The organism is Streptomyces sp. NPDC028308, from assembly GCF_055565855.1.
The window spans coordinates 1-17921 of the sequence record NZ_JBVHTO010000009.1 but is presented as its reverse complement, the minus strand read 5'-3'; the positions used below and the strand labels follow the sequence as shown (position 1 = coordinate 17921).

Here is a 17921-nt window from a genome sequence, read left to right as displayed (position 1 = left end):
CCCCTCCGCCCCTTCCACTCCTACGTGGAGCACCGCGCCGACTAGGTGGTGCGCCGCCTCCGCGACCCGGGCCGGCGCTCGCTCGGCCGGGTCACCGGGTCACCGGCGTCCAGCGCGGCGGCCCGGCGCCGCAGACCGAAGTCCGCCAGCGCCTCCGCCAGCTTGAGCACCGAGGGCTCCGGAGCCATCACGTCGACCCGCAGCCCGTGCTCCTCCGCGGTCTTCGCGGTGGCCGGACCGATGCACGCGATCACGGTGACGTTGTGCGGCTTGCCTGCGATGCCGACCAGGTTCCGGACCGTGGACGACGAGGTGAACAGCACCGCGTCGAAGCCACCGCCCTTGATCGCCTCACGCGTGTCCGCCGGCGGCGGCGACGCCCGCACGGTCCGGTAGGCCGTGACGTCGTCGACCTCCCAGCCCAGCTCGATCAGCCCCGCGACCAGCGTCTCGGTGGCGATGTCGGCACGCGGCAGGAACACCCGGTCGATCGGGTCGAAGACCGGGTCGTACGGCGGCCAGTCCTCCAGGAGGCCGGCCGCGGACTGCTCACCGCTCGGCACCAGGTCCGGCTTCACACCGAACGCGATCAGCGCCTTCGCGGTCTGCTCGCCCACCGCCGCGACCTTGATCCCGGCGAAGGCGCGGGCGTCGAGCCCGTACTCCTCGAACTTCTCGCGCACGGCGCGCACCGCGTTCACCGAGGTGAAGGCGATCCACTCGTACCGTCCGGTCACCAGGCCCTTGACCGCGCGCTCCATCTGCTGGGGCGTGCGCGGCGGTTCGACGGCGATCGTCGGGACCTCGTGCGGCACGGCGCCGTACGACCGCAGCTGGTCGGAGAGCGAAGCCGCCTGCTCCTTCGTCCGCGGCACGAGCACCTTCCAGCCGAACAGCGGCTTGGACTCGAACCACGACAACTGGTCGCGCTGGGCGGCAGCGGAACGCTCGCCGACCACGGCTATCACCGGGCGCCCACCGTCCGGCGACGGCAGCACCTTCGCCTGCTTCAGCGTCTGCGCGATCGTCCCGAGCGTCGCGGACCAGGTCCGCTGGCGGGTCGTCGTACCGGCGATCGTCACGCTCATCGGCGTATCGGGCTTGCGCCCCGCGCCGACCAGCTCGCTCGCGGCCGCGCCCACCGTGTCCAGCGTCGCCGACACCACGAGGGTGCCGTCGGACACGCCGACCTCGGTCCAGCAGCGGTCCGAGGCGGTACGGGCGTCGACGAACCGCACGTCCGCGCCCTGCGCGTCCCGCAGCGGGACACCGGCGTACGCGGGCACGCCGACGGCGGCGGCGACACCGGGCACGACCTCGAAGGGCACGCCCGCCGCGGCACAGGCCAGCATCTCCTCGGCGGCGTACGCGTCGAGTCCGGGGTCCCCGGACACCGCACGCACGACCCGCTTGCCGCCCCGTGCGGCCTCCATGACAAGATTGGCCGCATCCCTCGAAGAGGGACCTCCAGCGGTCGTTGACGAGCCGTCAACTACCGCCAGCCGAGGCGTGCCTGAGCCCGGACGGGCCTCGGCGGACGCACCGACGGAGGCGGCCACGGCCGTCCCCGGGGGCGCCCCGGAAGCGGCGTCCGTGTCCAGCACGGCGACGCCCTGCCTGGCGTGCGCGCGCACCACGTCGAGCACGTCGTGCTCGGCGACGAGTACGTCCGCGTTCGCCAGCGCCTCTACGGCGCGCAGTGTCAGCAGTCCCGGATCCCCGGGTCCGGCACCGAGGAAGGTGACGTGCCCGTGGCCGAGGCCGGCGGAAAGGTTGGTGGGGCTCAAAGTGCTCGCTCCCCCATCAGACCGGCCGCGCCCTTGGCAAGCATCTCGGCGGCGAGTTCACGGCCGAGCTCCATTGCTTGGTCATGTGTCTCGGGCACGGGACCGGTGGTGGACAGCTGCACCAGCGAGGAGCCGTCGGTCGTGCCGACGACGCCGCGCAGGCGCATCTCCTTGACAGTCTGCCCGTCGGCCAGAAGGTCGGCGAGCGCACCCACGGGTGCGCTGCAGCCGGCCTCCAGGGCGGCGAGCAGGGATCGCTCGGCGGTCACGGCGGCCCGGGTGAACGGGTCGTCGAGCTCTCCGAGCGCCGCGACGAGGTCCGCGTTGTCCGCGGCACACTCGATCGCGAGGGCCCCCTGGCCGGGGGCGGGCAAAACCGTGTCGACCGACAGGAACTCGGTCACCTCGTCGGTGCGGCCGATGCGGCTGAGTCCGGCGGCGGCCAGGACGACCGCGTCGAGCTCGCCCTTGTGCACGAAGCCGACGCGCGTGTCGATGTTGCCCCGGATGGCGACCGTCTCGATCGACATCCCGTGGCTGCGCGCGTACGCGTTCAGCTGCGCCATGCGGCGCGGCGAACCGGTGCCGACCCGCGAGCCGTCGGGCAGCTCGGCGAAGGTCAGCCCGTCGCGGGCGACGAGGACGTCGCGCGGGTCCTCGCGCACCGGCACGGCGGCCAGCGCGAGGTCGTCGGGCTGGGCGGTCGGCAGGTCCTTCAGCGAGTGCACGGCGAAGTCGACCTCACCGCGCAGCAGCGCCTCGCGCAGCGCGGTCACGAAGACTCCCGTGCCGCCGATCTGCGCCAGGTGCTCGCGGGAGGTGTCCCCGTACGTGGTGATCTCGACGAGCTCCACGGCCCGTCCGGTCACCCGGCTCACGGCGTCCGCCACCTGGCCGGACTGGGCCATGGCCAGCTTGCTGCGCCTGGTTCCGAGCCTCAGCGGCCCTGTCTCGTCTGCCCGCCCGTGGGACCCAGCAGCCGGCCCCTTCGGCTCACGCGGCTCACTCATGCTCGCCCTCGGTTCTCGGCGTTCTCGGTGCTGATGTCATTGACGGCCCGGGAGACGGAGGCGACCGTCTCCTGGTCCAGGTCGAACAGGGTGCGCAGCGCGTCCGCGTACCCGGCGCCGCCGGGTTCGGCGGCCAGCTGCTTGACCCGTACGGTCGGCGCGTGCAGGAGTTTGTCGACCACCCGCCGGACGGTCTGGGTGATCTCCCCGCGCTGCCGGTCGTCGAGGTCGGGCAGCCGGCCGTCCAGTCGCGCGATCTCGCCTGCGACGACGTCGGCGGCCATGGTGCGCAGGGCCACGACGGTGGGGGTGATGTGGGCGGCCCGCTGGGCGGCGCCGAAGGCGGCCACCTCGTCGGACACGATCCGCCGCACCTGGTCCACGTCGGCGGCCATCGGCGCGTCCGCGGACGCCTCGGCCAGCGACTCGATGTCGACGAGCCGCACGCCGAGCAGCCGGTGCACGGCGGCGTCGATGTCGCGGGGCATCGCGAGGTCGAGGAGGGCGAGCACGGGCGCGGGCCGCGGGGCCTCGGCGACGGGCTCGGGCCTGCGCCGCTCGGGCACCCGGCCGATGGCGGCGGCGGTGGCCGCCAGCGCGGTGATCAGCTCGGCGTCGGCCTCGGGCGTACGGCGGTTGTCGCGGCGCTCGCCGGGGGCGTTGTCCACCCAGGCCGCGTGCTGTTCCAGCGCGGCCGCGTCCAGGCCGGCCACCGCGGCCTCCCCCATGACGGAGAAGCCGGTGGCGCCCTGTACGGCGGACAGGTCGAGCGGACAGTTCTCCTCGGCGCCCACGTTCGTGGCGGCGAGGGGGCCCGCCGTGGCCGCCGGGGCGCTCTGCCGTATCTCCGCGCGTGCGCCCGTGCGTCCCTCGACGGCGGTGGCGACGGTGTCCGCCGACAGGACGAGTCCGGTCGCTCCGGTGCAGGAGACGGCGATGTCGGCACGTGTCAGCTCGACCGGCACCGAGTCCATCGGTACCGCGCGGGCGAGCACGTCCGTGTCGTCGCCCTGCGCGAGGATCTGCGCGAGGCGCTCGGCCCGTTCCGGCGTGCGGTTGGCGACGACGATCTCGGCGACCCCGGCGCGCGCCAGCGTCGCCGCGGCCAGCGAGGACATGGAGCCGGCGCCGATCACCAGCGCCCGCTTGCCCTTGGCCCAGCTGTCGACGGCGGCGCCGGACGACAGCTGTTCCAGGCCGAAGGTGACCAGGGACTGGCCGGCGCGGTCGATGCCGGTCTCGGAGTGGGCGCGCTTGCCGACCCGCAGGGCCTGCTGGAACAGGTCGTTCAGCAGCCGGCCCGCGGTGTGCAGCTCCTGCGCGGTGGCGAGGGAGTCCTTGATCTGGCCGAGGATCTGGCCCTCGCCGACCACCATCGAGTCCAGGCCGCAGGCCACGGAGAAGAGGTGGTGGACGGCCCGATCCTCGTAGTGCACGTAGAGATAGGGGGTGAGCTCGTCGAGCCCGACCCCGCTGTGCCGGGCGAGCAGGGTGGACAGCTCGGCGACGCCCGCGTGGAACTTGTCCACGTCGGCGTACAGCTCGATGCGGTTGCAGGTGGCGAGCACCGCGGCCTCGGTGGCCGGCTCCGCGGCCAGCGTGTCGTGGAGGAGCTTGACCTGCGTGTCCGCGGACAGCGTGGCCCGCTCCAGGACGCTGACCGGAGCGCTGCGGTGGCTCAGGCCGACGACGAGAAGACTCATGCCGGCATCACGGCGGGGACATCCCCGTCCGGTCCCTTCTCGGTCTCCGTCGAGGCCGCTGCGACGGCCTCGGCCGCGGCCTCCTCGCCGGCCTTGCGCTGCTCGTGGAAGGCGAGGATCTGCAGCTCGATGGAGAGGTCGACCTTGCGCACGTCGACGCCGTCCGGGACGGACAGGACGGTCGGCGCGAAGTTCAGGATGGAGGTGACGCCGGCGGCGACGAGCCGCTCGCAGACCTGCTGGGCCGCGCCGGCGGGCGTGGCGATGACACCGATCGAGACACCGTTCTCGTCGATGATCTTCTCCAGGTCGTCCGTGTGCTGGACGGGGATGCCGGCGACGGGCTTGCCGGCCATCGCGGGATCGGCGTCTATCAGCGCGGCGACGCGGAATCCGCGGGAGGCGAAGCCGCCGTAGTTGGCGAGCGCGGCGCCGAGGTTTCCGATACCGACGATCACAACCGGCCAGTCCTGGGTCAGGCCCAGCTCGCGGGAGATCTGGTACACGAGATACTCGACGTCGTACCCCACACCGCGGGTCCCGTAGGAGCCGAGGTAGGAGAAGTCCTTGCGCAGCTTCGCGGAGTTGACCCCCGCCGCGGCCGCGAGCTCCTCGGAGGAGACCGTGGGCACCGAGCGCTCCGACAGTGCGGTGAGGGCTCGGAGGTACAGCGGAAGGCGGGCGACGGTGGCCTCGGGAATCCCTCGGCTGCGGGTCGCCGGTCGGTGAGTTCGGCCAGTTGCCACGGTGCTCCTGCGGGTAGAGCGGGGCTGCAGGCGGTCACACGTTCCTGGACCGCCCCGTCGAATGCAGGCTATGTCTTTGTGAACGCGTGCACAAAGATGGTGTCCGATTTGCCCGGCCAACGTGACCGGGGTCACGCGGCCCCGGCGCACGCGTATGGAACCCGCGCGCACGGGCCTTCGTTCTCTCCTGGATGGGGGCAAAACCGTACACACTCCTTACGCATCCCGCCCCCGAGATCTGAACCGCCCTCGATCCTAAGCGACTTTCCGGACCACTTGGACTACTCAGTCAGTCACGGTTCGGACCCGCTGTCCCGTGCGCCCCAAGGGATCGGGGCCCACGCTCACGCGGTCAGGGCCCTGCGCAGCCGCTCCTCGTCGACCCTCCAGAACGTGTGCTGCGCGCCGTCCACCAGCACCACCGGGATCTGCTCCCAGTACTGACGGTTCAGCTCCTCGTCCTGCGTGATGTCCTTGCCCTCCCACGGGACGCCGAGCTCCGCGCAGACCTTCTCGACGACCGCCTGTGCGTCATCACACAGATGGCATCCGGGCTTCCTGACGAGTGTGACCAACCGCTCCCGCGGCTCCTTCTTCATGCCCGTCTTCTCCTTACGGCGGTCACTGCGCCGGAACATGGGACTCATGTCGGCCATTCTCGCCCCGAGCGGGCCCGGACGCCGCTCCCCTGGGCCCGGGGGCCCATAACTCAGAGACCCGCGCGGACGCGTCCGCGCCGCGCCGGTCGGATCGCGGCTTTAACGACACGGTCGCGGAGAGTTCACAGCCCGGCATCCTCTCGACTCCGGAAGCACCGAACAGACTGGCTATGCTCACGACATGGCCGCTCTCGGATGGCTCACTCCCCGTAGGCGCTCCGCCACGGCGCGGAGCGTGTTGGCAGGCGAGGCCTCGGCGGAGGCAGCGCGCAAGACCTCCCAGGAGCTGGAGGACCACGCGGACCTCGCGCACGAGGCCCCCGACCTCGCCGTGCAGGAACCGGAGTTCCCGGTGCTCGGCGACGTCAAGGCCGCCGCGTTCTTCGACCTCGACAACACGGTGATGCAGGGCGCCGCGCTCTTCCACTTCGGCCGCGGGCTCTACAAGCGCAGGTTCTTCGAGACCCGCGACCTCGCCCGGTTCGCCTGGCAGCAGGCGTGGTTCCGGCTGGCGGGCGTCGAGGACCCCGAGCACATGCAGGACGCCCGCGACTCGGCGCTCTCCATCGTCAAGGGCCACCGCGTCGCCGAACTGATGTCGATCGGCGAGGAGATCTACGACGAGTACATGGCGGAGCGGATCTGGCCGGGCACGCGCGCGCTGGCGCAGGCGCACCTGGACGCGGGCCAGAAGGTGTGGCTGGTCACCGCGGCGCCCGTGGAGATCGCCACCGTGATCGCCCGCCGGCTCGGGCTGACCGGCGCGCTCGGCACGGTCGCGGAGTCCGTCGACGGCGTCTACACCGGCAAGCTGGTCGGTGAGCCGCTGCACGGCCCGGCGAAGGCGGAGGCGGTCCGCGCGCTGGCCACCGCGGAGGGCCTGGACCTCTCGCGCTGCGCCGCCTACAGCGACTCCCACAACGACATCCCCATGCTGTCCCTGGTGGGCCACCCCTACGCGATCAACCCCGACGCCAAGCTCCGCAAGCACGCCCGGTCCTCGGACTGGCGGCTCCGGGACTACCGCACGGCACGCAAGGCCGCCAAGGTCGGCATCCCGGCGGCGGCCGGGGTCGGCGCGGTCGCGGGCGGCACGGTCGCGGCGATCGCCATCAGCCGGCGCCGCCGGTAACGGCTCCGCCGCCGTCCTTCCCCTCTGCACGCTCCGCACGGTGCGCCCGTCCCCGGACGGTCCGGCACCGAGTCTCCGCCTGCCGTCCGCCGGACCTCTTCCACCCGTCGCCGTACGGGACTTCGCCGTGCCCGGCGAGTAGGCACCGCGTTGACGCTCCCGTACAGAAGTGCGCGCGAACACGGGTTCCGGGCAGGGCGACAGAGGGCAATCCTGCTGTTCTACCCCGCAACGCCCCCGCCAGTCCCGACGTACGCAGACGAGCACAACCCGCCCCGCACCCAGACGGAAGTCGAACCGGTTCGATCAACAATCGGTCACCGAACGGCACTCGATGAGGCGCTGATCGGTTACGGAAACGACGTAATCGATGATTTGAGCAACTGGGTGTAGCGCTGCCTGTACGAAGCGTTATTCTCCTCAAACGCATGACGGACACCACCAGTCGCTACGACGGGTGAACGGTCCGGTACTGCACGTGATGGAAGCTCTGCCTCTGGGAGTCCCGTGTACCCACACGTCGGGGTTGACGCCTCGGGCCTGGCTACGCTGCGCGCAACGGTCCTCGACCGCCTGCGCGGCTTCGTCCCCACCGCGTACGCCGTCCCCGCCCTCGCTGTCTCCGCCGCACCCGTCGGTCCGTGCTACGCACTGGCCGACGGCAGCGCGGCGGTCGGCAGACGAGGCCGCTCGGCCGCCACGCCCACCGCGCGCCGCCCGGCCGCGGACAGTGACAGCGCCCGGATGATGGATCTCGTCGAGCGGGCCCAGGCCGGCGAGGCCGACGCCTTCGGACGCCTCTACGACCAGTACAGCGACACCGTGTACCGCTACATCTACTACCGCGTCGGGGGCAAGGCGACGGCGGAGGACCTCACCAGCGAGACCTTTCTGCGGGCGCTGCGCCGCATCGGCACGTTCACCTGGCAGGGCCGCGACTTCGGCGCCTGGCTGGTGACCATCGCCCGTAACCTGGTCGCCGACCACTTCAAGTCCAGCCGCTTCCGGCTGGAGGTCACGACCGGCGAGATGCTCGACGCGAACGAGGTCGAGCGCAGCCCCGAGGACTCCGTCCTGGAGTCGCTGTCCAACGCGGCACTGCTGGACGCCGTGCGGCGCCTGAACCCCCAGCAGCAGGAGTGCGTCACGCTGCGCTTCCTCCAGGGGCTCTCGGTCGCCGAGACCGCCCGGGTGATGGGCAAGAACGAGGGCGCCATCAAGACCCTCCAGTACCGGGCCGTGCGCACCCTCGCCCGGCTCCTCCCCGACGACGCGCGCTGACCCCGCAAAAGATCACATTGCGATCCCACACGCTCAGCGACGATCAACTCACTGTCCGTAAGAGTCCTTTGACTTCGCGGTCCGATCATCCGTCGTCCGTAACCCAAGTGCCGCGACGCTCGTTGTGCGGGATACAGGCTCCCTGTGGTCACACCCTGGCCACCACCGATCACCCGATCGTGTGAGTGCGCTCAGGGCGTGCAACCCTCAGGACCCCCTGGGGAGTCGACCGTCATGACGAGAGGAGGTGCCGCCAGTGATCGCGAACGTATCGGCGCACCGGCGGGCGAACGCCTTCGCCCAGGCCCTGGAGGAGCAGTCCGACCGGGGCACGGCGGCCGAGCAGCCAGATGGATCGGCACCGCCCCCGGCTGCTGCGGAACAGACCGAGCAGGGCCTCATGCTGGCCCTCGCCACGGGTCTCGGCGAGCTGCCCAAACCAGTACTGGACCCTGAGGTCAAGGTCGTCCAGCGGGCTCAGCTCGTGGCCGCGATGGAGGCCATGCTGCTGGACGGCACGGCTCCGCTGGGCGAAGCGAGGGATTCTTCCGTACCCGAGCAGCGCTCCCACCGCCGGGGCGCCCACCGGGCGACCGGCCTCGGGAAGCTGCGACCGCGGTCCCGGCTGTCCAAAGGACTGGCCGCGGGCGGGCTCACCGTCGGAGTGGCCGCCGGAGCGTTCGGCGGTGTCGCCGCCGCCAGCTCCGACGCCCTGCCCGGAGACTCGCTCTACGGGCTCAAGCGCGGCATGGAGGACATCAAGCTGGGGCTGGCCGACGGCGCCAGCGACCGCGGACAGATCTACCTCGACCACGCCTCGACGAGGCTGAACGAAGCACGCCGGCTGATGGAGCGGGACCGCTCGGGCCCGCTCGACCACGAGTCGCTCAGCGAGATCCGCCGCGCGCTCTCCGGTATGCAGCACGACGCCTCCGAAGGCCACCGCCTGCTGCACGAGGCGTACGAGCGGGACGGCTCACTGGCCCCCATCCAGGCCCTGTCCGCCTTCTCCCAGTCGCACCGTGAGGCCTGGGGCGCGCTGCGGGACCGGCTGCCCGTGCAGCTCGGCGACGTCAGTGACCAGGTGACGTCGGTCTTCGACGCCATAGACGAGGAAGTCGACCCGCTGCGCGCGCTGCTCCCGCAGCCCCCCGCGAAGGAGGGCGGCGGCAGGCAGGGCTCCGGCTCGGCCTCCACGGACTCCTCGCAAACGGACCGTCCGGAGCCCAGCGCCACCGGCGGTTCCTCCGACAGCCGGCACTCCGGCAGCGGCAGGCCGAAGCCGTCCACCTCGGACAGCGACGACGACGGCCTGCTCGGGGGGAACACGGGCGGACTGCTCGACCCGCCCGAGGACGACACCAGTTCGTCCCCCTCGGCCGGCCGGACCAGCCCGACCGCCGAACCGGACGTCACGCTGCCACCGCTCCTCCCGGGACTCCTCCCGGGACTGGGCATCGACGCCGAGGACACCAGGTAACGCGCGTACGGGAACGGGGCGCCTCCCTGCGAAGGGGGGCGCCCCGTTCCCGTGTCCGCCACGCGCGCCCGGACCGGAGTCGGCGCCGCGGACGTACACGCCTCAGAAGAACACCTCAGAAGAAGACCGACCGCCGCTGCACCAGCAGCTTGTAGAGCGTGTGCTGGATCTGCTCCCTGACCTGGTCCGTCAGGTTGAACATGAGCATCGGGTCCTCGGCCGCCTCCGGCGGATAGCCGTCCGTACGGATCGGCTCGCCGAACTGGATCGTCCACTTCGTCGGCAGCGGAACCGCCCCGAGCGGCCCCAGCCACGGGAACGTGGGCGTGATCGGGAAGTACGGGATTCCCAGCACCCGCGCCAGCGTCTTGGCGTTGCCGATCATCGGGTAGATCTCCTCCGCCCCGACGATCGAGCACGGGATGATCGGGGTGCCCTGCCGCAGCGCCGTGGAGACGAAGCCGCCCCGGCCGAAGCGCTGGAGCTTGTAGCGCTCGCCGAACGGCTTGCCGATGCCCTTGAAGCCCTCGGGCATCACACCGACCAGTTCGCCGCGCTCCAGCAGCCGTTCGGCGTCCTCGGCGCAGGCCAGGGTGTGACCGGCCTTGCGGGCCAGCTCGTTGACCACCGGCAGCATGAACACCAGGTCCGCCGCGAGCAGCCGCAGATGACGGCCCGCCGGGTGGTTGTCGTGCACCGCGACCTGCATCATCAGGCCGTCCAGCGGCAGCGTCCCCGAGTGGTTGGCGACGATCAGCGCCCCGCCCTCGGACGGGATGTTCTCGATGCCCTTCACCTCGACGCGGAAGTACTTCTCGTACACCGGCCGGATGAGCGACATCAGGACCTGGTCGGTGAGTTCGGCGTCGTAGCCGAAGTCGTCGACCTCGTAGTCACCGGTCAGCCGGCGGCGCAGGAAGGCCAGGCCGCCGGCGATCCGCCGCTCCAGACCACCGGCCCGGCCCTGCTCGGGCGTCTCCGGGCTCTCTCGCGTCACAGGAACATCATCCCGCGCCGGCGACGGGCCCGGCAGGGGCTGGACCTCACGTACCGCCGCGGGCTCGCCCTTGAGCCGGCTCCCCGCGCCCCGGCGCCGGGGCGGGCGCTGCACAGCGCCGCCGCGCGAGCGGTCGTCGTCGAACGGAATGACCTTGGCGTCCGCCATCGTTGATGCGCTCCTCAGTTGGCGCTCTGCGTCGGGGATGTGCCGCCGCCCAGCACGGGCAGCGCGGCGATCCGGTCGACGGCCCCCGCGAGGGCCTCCGGAGGCAGGAGTCCGGGCCCCCGGCTTCGGACGAAGTCCGCGAAGGTCTCCGCCGTCGTGTACTTCGGCTGGTAACCGAGCGTCTCGCGCATCTGGTTCGTCGCCACGACCCTTCCGTGCGTGAGCAACCGCAGCTGCTCCGGCGAGAAGTCGGTCATGCCCAGCGTACGCACCGCCGTCCCGACCCAGCTGACCGCGGGCATCAGCAGCGGGACCGTGGGCCTGCCCAGGCGCCGCGCGCACTGCGAGAGCAACAGCACCCCGTCCCCGGCGATGTTGAACGTGCCGCTGTTGAGCGTCCCGCGCTCGGGCTCGTGCGAGGCCAGGCGCAGCACCTCGATCACGTCGTCCTCGTGCACGAACTGCAGCCGCGGGTCGTAGCCGAGCACCGTGGGCAGCACGGGCAGCGAGAAGTACGAGGCGAGCGGCGAGTCGGCGCTGGGGCCCAGGATGTTGGCGAACCGCAGCACGCACACGGCGACGTCCGGCCGGCGGCGCGCGAAGCCCCGCACGTACCCCTCGACCTCGACCGTGTCCTTGGCGAAGCCGCCGCTGGGCAGCGACTTGGGCGTGGTCGTCTCGGTGAACACGGCCGGATCGCGGGGCGCGGACCCGTACACGTTCGTACTGGACTTCACGGCGAGGCGCTTGACCGTGGGGGACTTCTGGCAGGCACCGAGCAGCTGCATGGTGCCGATGACGTTGGTCTCCTTCTGGGACGTCCGGCTGCCGCTGCCCAGCGGGGTGCCGGTCACATCCATGTGGACGACCGTGTCGACGGAGTGCTCCGCGAGCACCCGCGCGATGGCGGGCTGCCGTATGTCCGCCTGGACGAAGTCGGCACCCCCCAGGTGGTGCTCGGGCGGGACCGCGTCCACCGCGATCACCCGCTCCACTTCCGGGTCCCGCTGGATCCGTCGTACGAACCGGCCCCCCAGCTGACGGGCCGCTCCGGTCACGAGCACGACCTTCCCCAAGATCAGCGCCTTCCTTCCGCCTCGTCCCGCACCACGTACCGCTGCCCGTACCCTGCCGGGTTCCCCGTGTGCGGCCAACTTAGCGGGTTGTTGTTGCGCTGTGATGACCGCCCGCTGCTCGACGTGACGACAGCCCCGGACGTACGACCAGACCCAGCCATTTGCCGCACAGACATACGTCCAGCGGGCCCGGCGGCCGGACATGACTGTGGCCCCCCACCTGACGGTGGAGGGCCACAGAGCGCGCTGTTGCAGCGTTCGCGCAACCGTAAGGACGGTCCCCGCGGATGCGGGGGACGGCCTTACTTCTTGTTGCGACGCTGAACGCGAGTGCGCTTGAGCAGCTTGCGGTGCTTCTTCTTGGCCATCCGCTTGCGCCGCTTCTTGATAACAGAGCCCACGACTACCCTCGCTCACTTCTCTTCACTCGGTGCTGGGCGCCGGGGCCCACACGACCTACGAGGGGCTAGCCTACCCGTCCGAGCGCTGAGGTCGTAATCGAGGGGGACCGGGGTTCCCCGGAGGGACCACGAGGGCCTCCGGGGGACCCGCGGAACGCCGTCAGGCGGTCTCCACCCCCACGTAGCTCTCGCGGAGGTACTCGTGAACCGCTTGCTCCGGCACCCGGAAGGACCTCCCCACCCGGATCGCCGGCAGATGACCGCTGTGCACCAAGCGGTACACGGTCATCTTCGACACTCGCATCACCGAGGCGACTTCCGCCACGGTCAGGAACTGAACCTCGTTCAGAGGCCTCTCGCCAGCTGCAGCCATGACACACCTGAACCTTCCGCACTCGACGGCCACCGGCTTCCCCTTCCGGTGACACTTCGTCGTTGCGTGCTCACTCCCCAGAGTAGGGGCGGGTGATGCGAGTGGGGAAGAGGAGCTGCCATCGGCGGCCTACTGTGACAGACACGCTCGATTGAGTACATAGCGAGTAAGCGGTCGGTAGTAATCAGACCGCACAGCGTCATCAAGTGGAACGACCACGGACACCCGCCCCTCGGCCTCACCCACGAAGAGCGCGGGATCGTCCGTATCGGCCAGCCCGATGGCCTCGAACCCCAGCTGACCTGCTCCGCAGACCCATCCGTGGTCTCCGACGACCAGCTCCGGGAGCGGCCCGCCGGCCTCCGCGGCGGCCGCCAGCGCGGTGCGGACGGGGAGCGGTGAGTGCGTGTGTGCGCCGGTCGTACGCCCGGGGGCCTGCGGTCCGGGTTCCCGCACCAGCGCGACTCCCCGTACGTAGTCCAGGTTGTGCGTGCGTAGGCCGAACCGGGTCGTTATGTCGACAGAGCTACCCTGCGCCGGGGTGAGGACTTCACATCCAGCCGCCGACAGGGCGTCCGCCAGAGCGGCGTAGAAACCGATGAGCCGGTGCGGGTGTCCGGTGCCGAAAAGCACCGGTGCCCCGCTCCTGGCGGCCCTCCCGAGCCGTTCCGCGAAGGCGTGCAGAGCGATCAGAGTGCGCTCCGGGTCGATCACATCATGCCCTGAAGTGTGACCGGGGTCGGCCGAAACCCCGCACTTGTCGGCCATCAGCTCGATCAACTCCCGCTGGCCCCAGTTCCATTCGGGGTCCAGCCCGAGCATGACCCGGGGGTCTCGGGCCGCGAAGAGCCGGTAGCTGCGCAGACTCTCCTCACGCGAGGTGGCCACGGTCCCGGCCAGCCGGGCCGCCAGCAGATGCGCACGCATTGCTCCGGTGCTCAACACGCCAGCGATGCTGACGCATCGGGACCCACGGCACCCCGAAAACCCCGAAAACGCCCCACAGTTGGCGTAATGGCCCACCCGGTCCGGCCGGCGCCCCGACCCCGCCGTACCTACGCGAGCAGCCCGCGCAGCGGGAACACCGCCCGGCGCGTCGCCAGCACCGCCTGGTCCAGCCGGTCCGCGGGGTCGTACCCCTCGTCCCAGCTCCGCCAGGACACCGGCCACCGCCCGTCGGTCATCCGCATGGGCGCCAACTGCCGTGTCCGCGCGAAGACTTCCTGCCGCCAGCTCTCGGGAATCACCGTCCCCGGCTCCACCGGCCGCCCCGCCGCGATCCCGACCAGATGCGTCCACGACCGCGGCACCACCTCGACCACCGCGTATCCCCCGCCCCCGAGCGCGACCCACCGACCGTCGGCGTACTCGTGCGCCAGGTCGTGACAGGCGACCTGCACCGCCCGCTGCGCGTCGAGCGACACCGCGAGATGGGCCAGCGGATCCTCGAAGTGGGTGTCGGCCCCGTGCTGGGTGACGAGCACCTGCGGCCGGAAGTCCGCGATCAGCTCCGGCACCACCGAGTGGAAGGCCCGCAGCCACCCCGCGTCCCCGGTCCCCGCGGGCAGCGCCACGTTCACCGCGGAACCCTCCGCGCGGTCCGCCCCGGTCTCCTCCGGCCACCCCGTCTGTGGGAACAGCGTCCGCGGATGCTCGTGCAGCGAGATCGTCAGGACCCGCGGATCCTCCCAGAACGCCGCCTGCACCCCGTCGCCGTGGTGCACGTCCACATCCACATAGGCGACCCGCTCGGCACCGAGCTCCAGCAGCCGCGCGATCGCCAGCGACGCGTCGTTGTAGATGCAGAAACCCGAGGCGCCGCCCGGCATCGCGTGGTGCAGCCCGCCCGCGAAGTTCACCGCGTGCAGCGCGTCCCCGCGCCAGACCGCCTCGGCCGCCCCCACGGACTGCCCCGCGATCAGCGCCGACACCTCGTGCATCCCGGCGAACGCGGGATCGTCCATCGTGCCCAGCCCGTACGACGCGTCGGCCGCGCCGGGGTCCACGGAGGCCGCCCTGACCGCCTCGACGTAGTCCTCCCGGTGGACGAGCCGCAGGGTCGACCCCCCGGCCGGCTTCGCCGCGACCACCTCGACCTCCCGGTCGAGCCCGAAGGCACCGACCAGGGACCGGGTCAGCGCCAGCCGGACCGGGTCCATCGGGTGGTCCGGACCGAAGTCATAGCCCGTTACTGCCTCGTCCCACATCAGCTGTGTGCGGCCGCTCATGCCCGTCACCGTATCGGTCCGGTTCAGCGCTGAACGACCTGGCATACCTCAGCGTCAGCAGGACCAGCACCATCGGTACGAGCATGGCGCCCCGGTAGCTCCAGGCGTCCCCGAGCGCCCCCACCAACGGCGAGCCGATCAGGAAGCCGACGTAGTTGAAGATGTTGAGCCGCGCGACCGCCGTGTCCGACGCCCCCGGGAACAGCCGCCCCGCCGCCGCGAAGGTCTGCGGCACGATCACGCACAGGCCGACCCCCAGCAGCGTGAACCCCAGCATCCCCACCCACGGGCCCGGCGCGAGGGCCACGACCGCGAACCCCAGCGCCGCCACCACCGCCCCGAGCCGGACGACGGCCACGGCCCCGAACCGCCGCACCCCGAAGTCCCCGATCGCCCGCCCCAGCAGCGTGGTGACCATGTAGACGTTGTACGGGACGGTCGCCATCTGCTCCGAACTGCCCAGCACGTCCTGCAGGTACTTCGCGCTCCAGTTGGAGACCGTCGAGTCCCCGATGTAGGCGAAGGTCATCACCAGGCACAGCGGCAGCAGCAGCTTGAAGACGACGGGCCCGGCCTCCGCCTGGCCCTCGCTCCCACCGCCGGCCACGGCCTCCGACGCCCCCTTCCCCCCGGCGGCGTCGACGTACCACCGGCTGCCGGCCAAGGCCGCCGGCAGCAGCACCGCCACCACCGGCAGATACGACACGAAGAGCGACAGATGCCAGTGCGCGCCCGCCCACGCGAGCGAGGCACCGACGATCCCGCCCAGGCTGTACGCGGCATGGAAGCCGAGCATGATGCTGCGCCCGTACGTGCGCTGCAGGCTCACGCCGAGCATGTTCATCGACGCGTCCAGCGCGCCGACCGCCAGCCCGAACGCCCCGAGCGCGACCGCCACTTCGGCCACGTGGTCGCCGGCTCCGACGCCGAGCAGAGCCAGCAGCACGACGGGCTGCGACCACCTCAGCACCCGGCTCGGGGGCACCCGCTTGACCATCTGCTCGGTACAGACGCTGCCGACGCCGGCCAGGATTGGCACGGCGGCGAGGAACGCCGGCAGCAGGGCGTCGGATATCCCGTACCGGTCCTGGATCGCCGGGATGCGCGTCACCAGCAGCGCGAAGGCGACGCCCTGGGCGAAGAAGCTGAACGCCAACGAGGCCCTGCCGCGCCGCAGCACATCTGTCATGGCGGCGAGCGTAGGGCCCCGGCCTACCCGTGGGTAGATCAAGCAGAAGATGAATTTCGCTCAGCTCTCCGCGGACCGGCTGCCGCAGCCGCCGCCGAGCTCCTCCCTCAGCATCATCTTCATCGGGACGACCGCGAGGGCGCCACTGAGGAGGAACGCCAGCGCCATGGAGCCGATCATGACGACCGTACCGAGCCAGACCATCGTGTCGACCGGGAGCGTGTAGGCGCCCACGACCCGGACCACGCACTCACCGAGCAGCACCACACCCCATACGACGGAGAAGGTCCGCTCCGCCCGGCGGAACCGCTCCGACCCACCGAGCAGCCGCTGCCAGGCGGCGCCCCTGGCCGCGTCGCCCTTGATGAGGAACGGCGCCATGGCCGCCGTCATCATCGGCCTGCCCAGCAGCACCGAGACCAGGACGCCGATGCCGACGACACTGCTGACCGCGCTGTCCTTGGCCAGCATCAGCCGCGGGTCACCGGCGACCGAACCGAGCACCAGCCCGGCGACGTTGACCACCAGGATCAGCGCCGCGAGCCCGTTGAGCCTGCGGTCCCGCACGGCGCTCCACACGGTCCGCACAGCCGGCAGCACGCTGCTCCAGCCGAGCGCGGCCACCGTCCCGAACCCGAACCCGTCCTTGAGGAGGTAGAACGACGCGAGGGGCACCGCCACGTCCACGACCAGCGGCATGAAGCCGCGCCGGACGGACCCCCGCCCCTGTGCCGAGTCCCTTGCGGCGGCGGGCATTTCGGTGCGGGTCGCGGTGGCCGTGAGGCTCATGGTCGGGTCCTTCCGTGGTCGCTGTGTACGTCCCGTGCTCGACGTACACAGCTTCGCGCCCGGACCCGGGGTGGCAGTAGGAACGATCGTCCGGACCCGGGGATGACAAATGTCAGTGCCGCCGGATGGCCACCGTCACGCGAGCAGGTCGGCCAACTCCCCCATGTCAGCGAAGAGTTCGGTGGCCCCGGTCAGCCGGTCGCCCGGCGTCATCGCGGTGAACCCGTACACGTCCATGCCGGCCGCGTTCGCCGCCCGCACCCCGAGCGGGCTGTCCTCCACGACGGCACACCGCTCTGCCGGTACGCCCATGCGCTCGGCCGCGTACAGGAACAGGTCGGGCGCCGGCTTACCGCGTCCCACGTCCTGCGAACTGAAGATCCGCCCGTCGTCGAACCACCGGTCGAGCCCGGTCTTCCGATGTCCCACCCGGATCCGCTCGTGGCTCCCGGAGGAGGCCACGCAGTACGGCACTCCGTCCGCGGCGAGCTTCTCCAGCACCTGCACCGCCCCGGCGACGGGCTGGAGCTCCCGCTCGAAGGCCGCGAAGACGCGCGCGTGGAAGACGTCGTCGAAGTCCGCCGGAAGGCGCTGTCCGGTCCGCTCCAGCACCGTGTCGTGCACGCGGTGCATGGCGGCCCCCATGTAGTCGCGCAGGGAGTCCTCGTACGAGGTGGGGTGCCCGAGTTCGGTGAGGTACGCGGCCAGGAGCGTGTTGGAGATCGGCTCGCTGTCCACGAGGACGCCGTCGTTGTCGAAGATGACCAGGTCGTAGCGCATATCTCGACCATAAACGACCCCGGAAAACAGAAAACCCCCGTACCGGTATCCCCGGTACGGGGGTTCTCTTTCAAAATTTGTTCGGCGGCGTCCTACTCTCCCACAGGGTCCCCCCTGCAGTA

The 17921-nt window shown here is 71.3% G+C and carries 17 protein-coding genes; 3 read left to right on the top strand and 14 right to left on the bottom strand.

Going from position 1 to position 17921, the window contains the following annotated elements:
- Positions 1-41 precede the first annotated feature (41 nt).
- The 5 genes from ACZ4VA_RS21085 to ACZ4VA_RS21065 form a co-directional block, all read right to left on the bottom strand.
- The gene (locus ACZ4VA_RS21085; protein WP_356175574.1) at positions 42-1787 is read right to left on the bottom strand and encodes a bifunctional uroporphyrinogen-III C-methyltransferase/uroporphyrinogen-III synthase; all 1746 of its coding nucleotides are present in this window, start codon (positions 1785-1787) and stop codon (positions 42-44) included.
- Positions 1784-2797 carry a hydroxymethylbilane synthase gene (gene hemC / locus ACZ4VA_RS21080; protein WP_355780153.1) on the bottom strand — a complete coding sequence of 338 codons (1014 nt, stop codon included), beginning with the start codon at positions 2795-2797 and terminating at the stop codon, positions 1784-1786. The genes ACZ4VA_RS21085 and hemC overlap by 4 nt, the downstream gene beginning before the upstream one ends.
- Positions 2794-4500 carry a glutamyl-tRNA reductase gene (locus tag ACZ4VA_RS21075; protein ID WP_355780156.1) on the bottom strand — a complete coding sequence of 569 codons (1707 nt, stop codon included), beginning with the start codon at positions 4498-4500 and terminating at the stop codon, positions 2794-2796. Before ACZ4VA_RS21075 ends, hemC begins: the two co-directional genes overlap by 4 nt.
- On the bottom strand, positions 4497-5246 hold the full coding sequence (locus ACZ4VA_RS21070; RefSeq protein ID WP_355780159.1) for a redox-sensing transcriptional repressor Rex: 750 nt from the start codon (positions 5244-5246) through the stop codon (positions 4497-4499). Before ACZ4VA_RS21070 ends, ACZ4VA_RS21075 begins: the two co-directional genes overlap by 4 nt.
- 344 nt (positions 5247-5590) lie before the next feature.
- Positions 5591-5902 (bottom strand): glutaredoxin family protein, encoded by a 312-nt coding sequence (locus tag ACZ4VA_RS21065; protein WP_356175578.1) that lies wholly within the window; start codon positions 5900-5902, stop codon positions 5591-5593.
- Between the two features lie 184 nt (positions 5903-6086).
- On the opposite strand from ACZ4VA_RS21065, the gene ACZ4VA_RS21060 reads away from it, so the two are divergent.
- The 3 genes from ACZ4VA_RS21060 (at position 6087) to ACZ4VA_RS21050 (ending at position 9798) form a co-directional block, all read left to right on the top strand.
- Complete coding sequence (locus ACZ4VA_RS21060) at positions 6087-7037, top strand: HAD family hydrolase (RefSeq protein WP_389392674.1); 951 nt, start codon at positions 6087-6089, stop codon at positions 7035-7037.
- A gap of 507 nt (positions 7038-7544) precedes the next feature.
- Positions 7545-8318 carry an ECF subfamily RNA polymerase sigma factor, BldN family gene (locus ACZ4VA_RS21055; RefSeq protein WP_121405342.1) on the top strand — a complete coding sequence of 258 codons (774 nt, stop codon included), beginning with the start codon at positions 7545-7547 and terminating at the stop codon, positions 8316-8318.
- A gap of 256 nt (positions 8319-8574) precedes the next feature.
- Positions 8575-9798, top strand: coding sequence for a DUF5667 domain-containing protein (locus ACZ4VA_RS21050; RefSeq protein WP_468082363.1), 1224 nt, complete (start codon positions 8575-8577; stop codon positions 9796-9798).
- Positions 9799-9913: 115 nt separating this feature from the next.
- Here ACZ4VA_RS21050 and ACZ4VA_RS21045 read toward each other — a convergent pair whose 3' ends face one another.
- The 9 genes from ACZ4VA_RS21045 to ACZ4VA_RS21005 all read right to left on the bottom strand — a co-directional run bounded on the left by ACZ4VA_RS21045 (position 9914) and on the right by ACZ4VA_RS21005 (position 17799).
- Positions 9914-10963, bottom strand: coding sequence for a lysophospholipid acyltransferase family protein (locus ACZ4VA_RS21045; RefSeq protein ID WP_355780171.1), 1050 nt, complete (start codon positions 10961-10963; stop codon positions 9914-9916).
- A gap of 14 nt (positions 10964-10977) precedes the next feature.
- Entirely contained in the window at positions 10978-12039 is a 1062-nt protein-coding gene (locus ACZ4VA_RS21040) for an NAD-dependent epimerase/dehydratase family protein (protein ID WP_355780174.1), read from the bottom strand.
- Between the two features lie 302 nt (positions 12040-12341).
- A complete protein-coding gene (locus tag ACZ4VA_RS21035; RefSeq protein ID WP_003948845.1) occupies positions 12342-12440 on the bottom strand; it encodes a 30S ribosomal protein bS22 in 99 nt (32 codons plus the stop codon).
- A 160-nt stretch (positions 12441-12600) separates the two neighbouring features.
- Entirely contained in the window at positions 12601-12813 is a 213-nt protein-coding gene (locus tag ACZ4VA_RS21030; protein ID WP_004984898.1) for a helix-turn-helix domain-containing protein, read from the bottom strand.
- A 129-nt stretch (positions 12814-12942) separates the two neighbouring features.
- A complete protein-coding gene (locus tag ACZ4VA_RS21025; protein ID WP_355780176.1) occupies positions 12943-13758 on the bottom strand; it encodes a phosphatase in 816 nt (271 codons plus the stop codon).
- Between the two features lie 110 nt (positions 13759-13868).
- Positions 13869-15041, bottom strand: a complete 1173-nt coding sequence (locus tag ACZ4VA_RS21020; protein ID WP_355780179.1) for an acetoin utilization protein AcuC — start codon at positions 15039-15041, stop codon at positions 13869-13871.
- Positions 14992-16230: an MFS transporter gene (locus ACZ4VA_RS21015; protein ID WP_468082362.1), complete on the bottom strand. Its 1239-nt coding sequence runs from the start codon at positions 16228-16230 to the stop codon at positions 14992-14994. Before ACZ4VA_RS21015 ends, ACZ4VA_RS21020 begins: the two co-directional genes overlap by 50 nt.
- A 60-nt stretch (positions 16231-16290) precedes the next feature.
- Positions 16291-16986, bottom strand: coding sequence for a VC0807 family protein (locus tag ACZ4VA_RS21010; RefSeq protein ID WP_355780188.1), 696 nt, complete (start codon positions 16984-16986; stop codon positions 16291-16293).
- Between the two features lie 168 nt (positions 16987-17154).
- A complete protein-coding gene (locus tag ACZ4VA_RS21005) occupies positions 17155-17799 on the bottom strand; it encodes an HAD family hydrolase (protein WP_355780185.1) in 645 nt (214 codons plus the stop codon).
- Positions 17800-17921 lie beyond the last annotated feature (122 nt).

What these genes read in the sequence shown, in the direction of transcription:
- hemC (WP_355780153.1), bottom strand. Translation starts at nt 2,797, where the DNA reads ATGAGTGAGCCGCGTGAGCCGAAGGGGCCGGCTGCTGGGTCCCACGGG.
- ACZ4VA_RS21075 (WP_355780156.1), bottom strand. Translation starts at nt 4,500, where the DNA reads ATGAGTCTTCTCGTCGTCGGCCTGAGCCACCGCAGCGCTCCGGTCAGC.
- ACZ4VA_RS21065 (WP_356175578.1), bottom strand. Translation starts at nt 5,902, where the DNA reads ATGGCCGACATGAGTCCCATGTTCCGGCGCAGTGACCGCCGTAAGGAG.
- ACZ4VA_RS21060 (WP_389392674.1), top strand. Translation starts at nt 6,087, where the DNA reads ATGGCCGCTCTCGGATGGCTCACTCCCCGTAGGCGCTCCGCCACGGCG.
- ACZ4VA_RS21045 (WP_355780171.1), bottom strand. Translation starts at nt 10,963, where the DNA reads ATGGCGGACGCCAAGGTCATTCCGTTCGACGACGACCGCTCGCGCGGC.
- ACZ4VA_RS21030 (WP_004984898.1), bottom strand. Translation starts at nt 12,813, where the DNA reads ATGGCTGCAGCTGGCGAGAGGCCTCTGAACGAGGTTCAGTTCCTGACC.
- ACZ4VA_RS21020 (WP_355780179.1), bottom strand. Translation starts at nt 15,041, where the DNA reads ATGAGCGGCCGCACACAGCTGATGTGGGACGAGGCAGTAACGGGCTAT.
- ACZ4VA_RS21015 (WP_468082362.1), bottom strand. Translation starts at nt 16,230, where the DNA reads ATGACAGATGTGCTGCGGCGCGGCAGGGCCTCGTTGGCGTTCAGCTTC.
- ACZ4VA_RS21010 (WP_355780188.1), bottom strand. Translation starts at nt 16,986, where the DNA reads ATGCCCGCCGCCGCAAGGGACTCGGCACAGGGGCGGGGGTCCGTCCGG.
- ACZ4VA_RS21005 (WP_355780185.1), bottom strand. Translation starts at nt 17,799, where the DNA reads ATGCGCTACGACCTGGTCATCTTCGACAACGACGGCGTCCTCGTGGAC.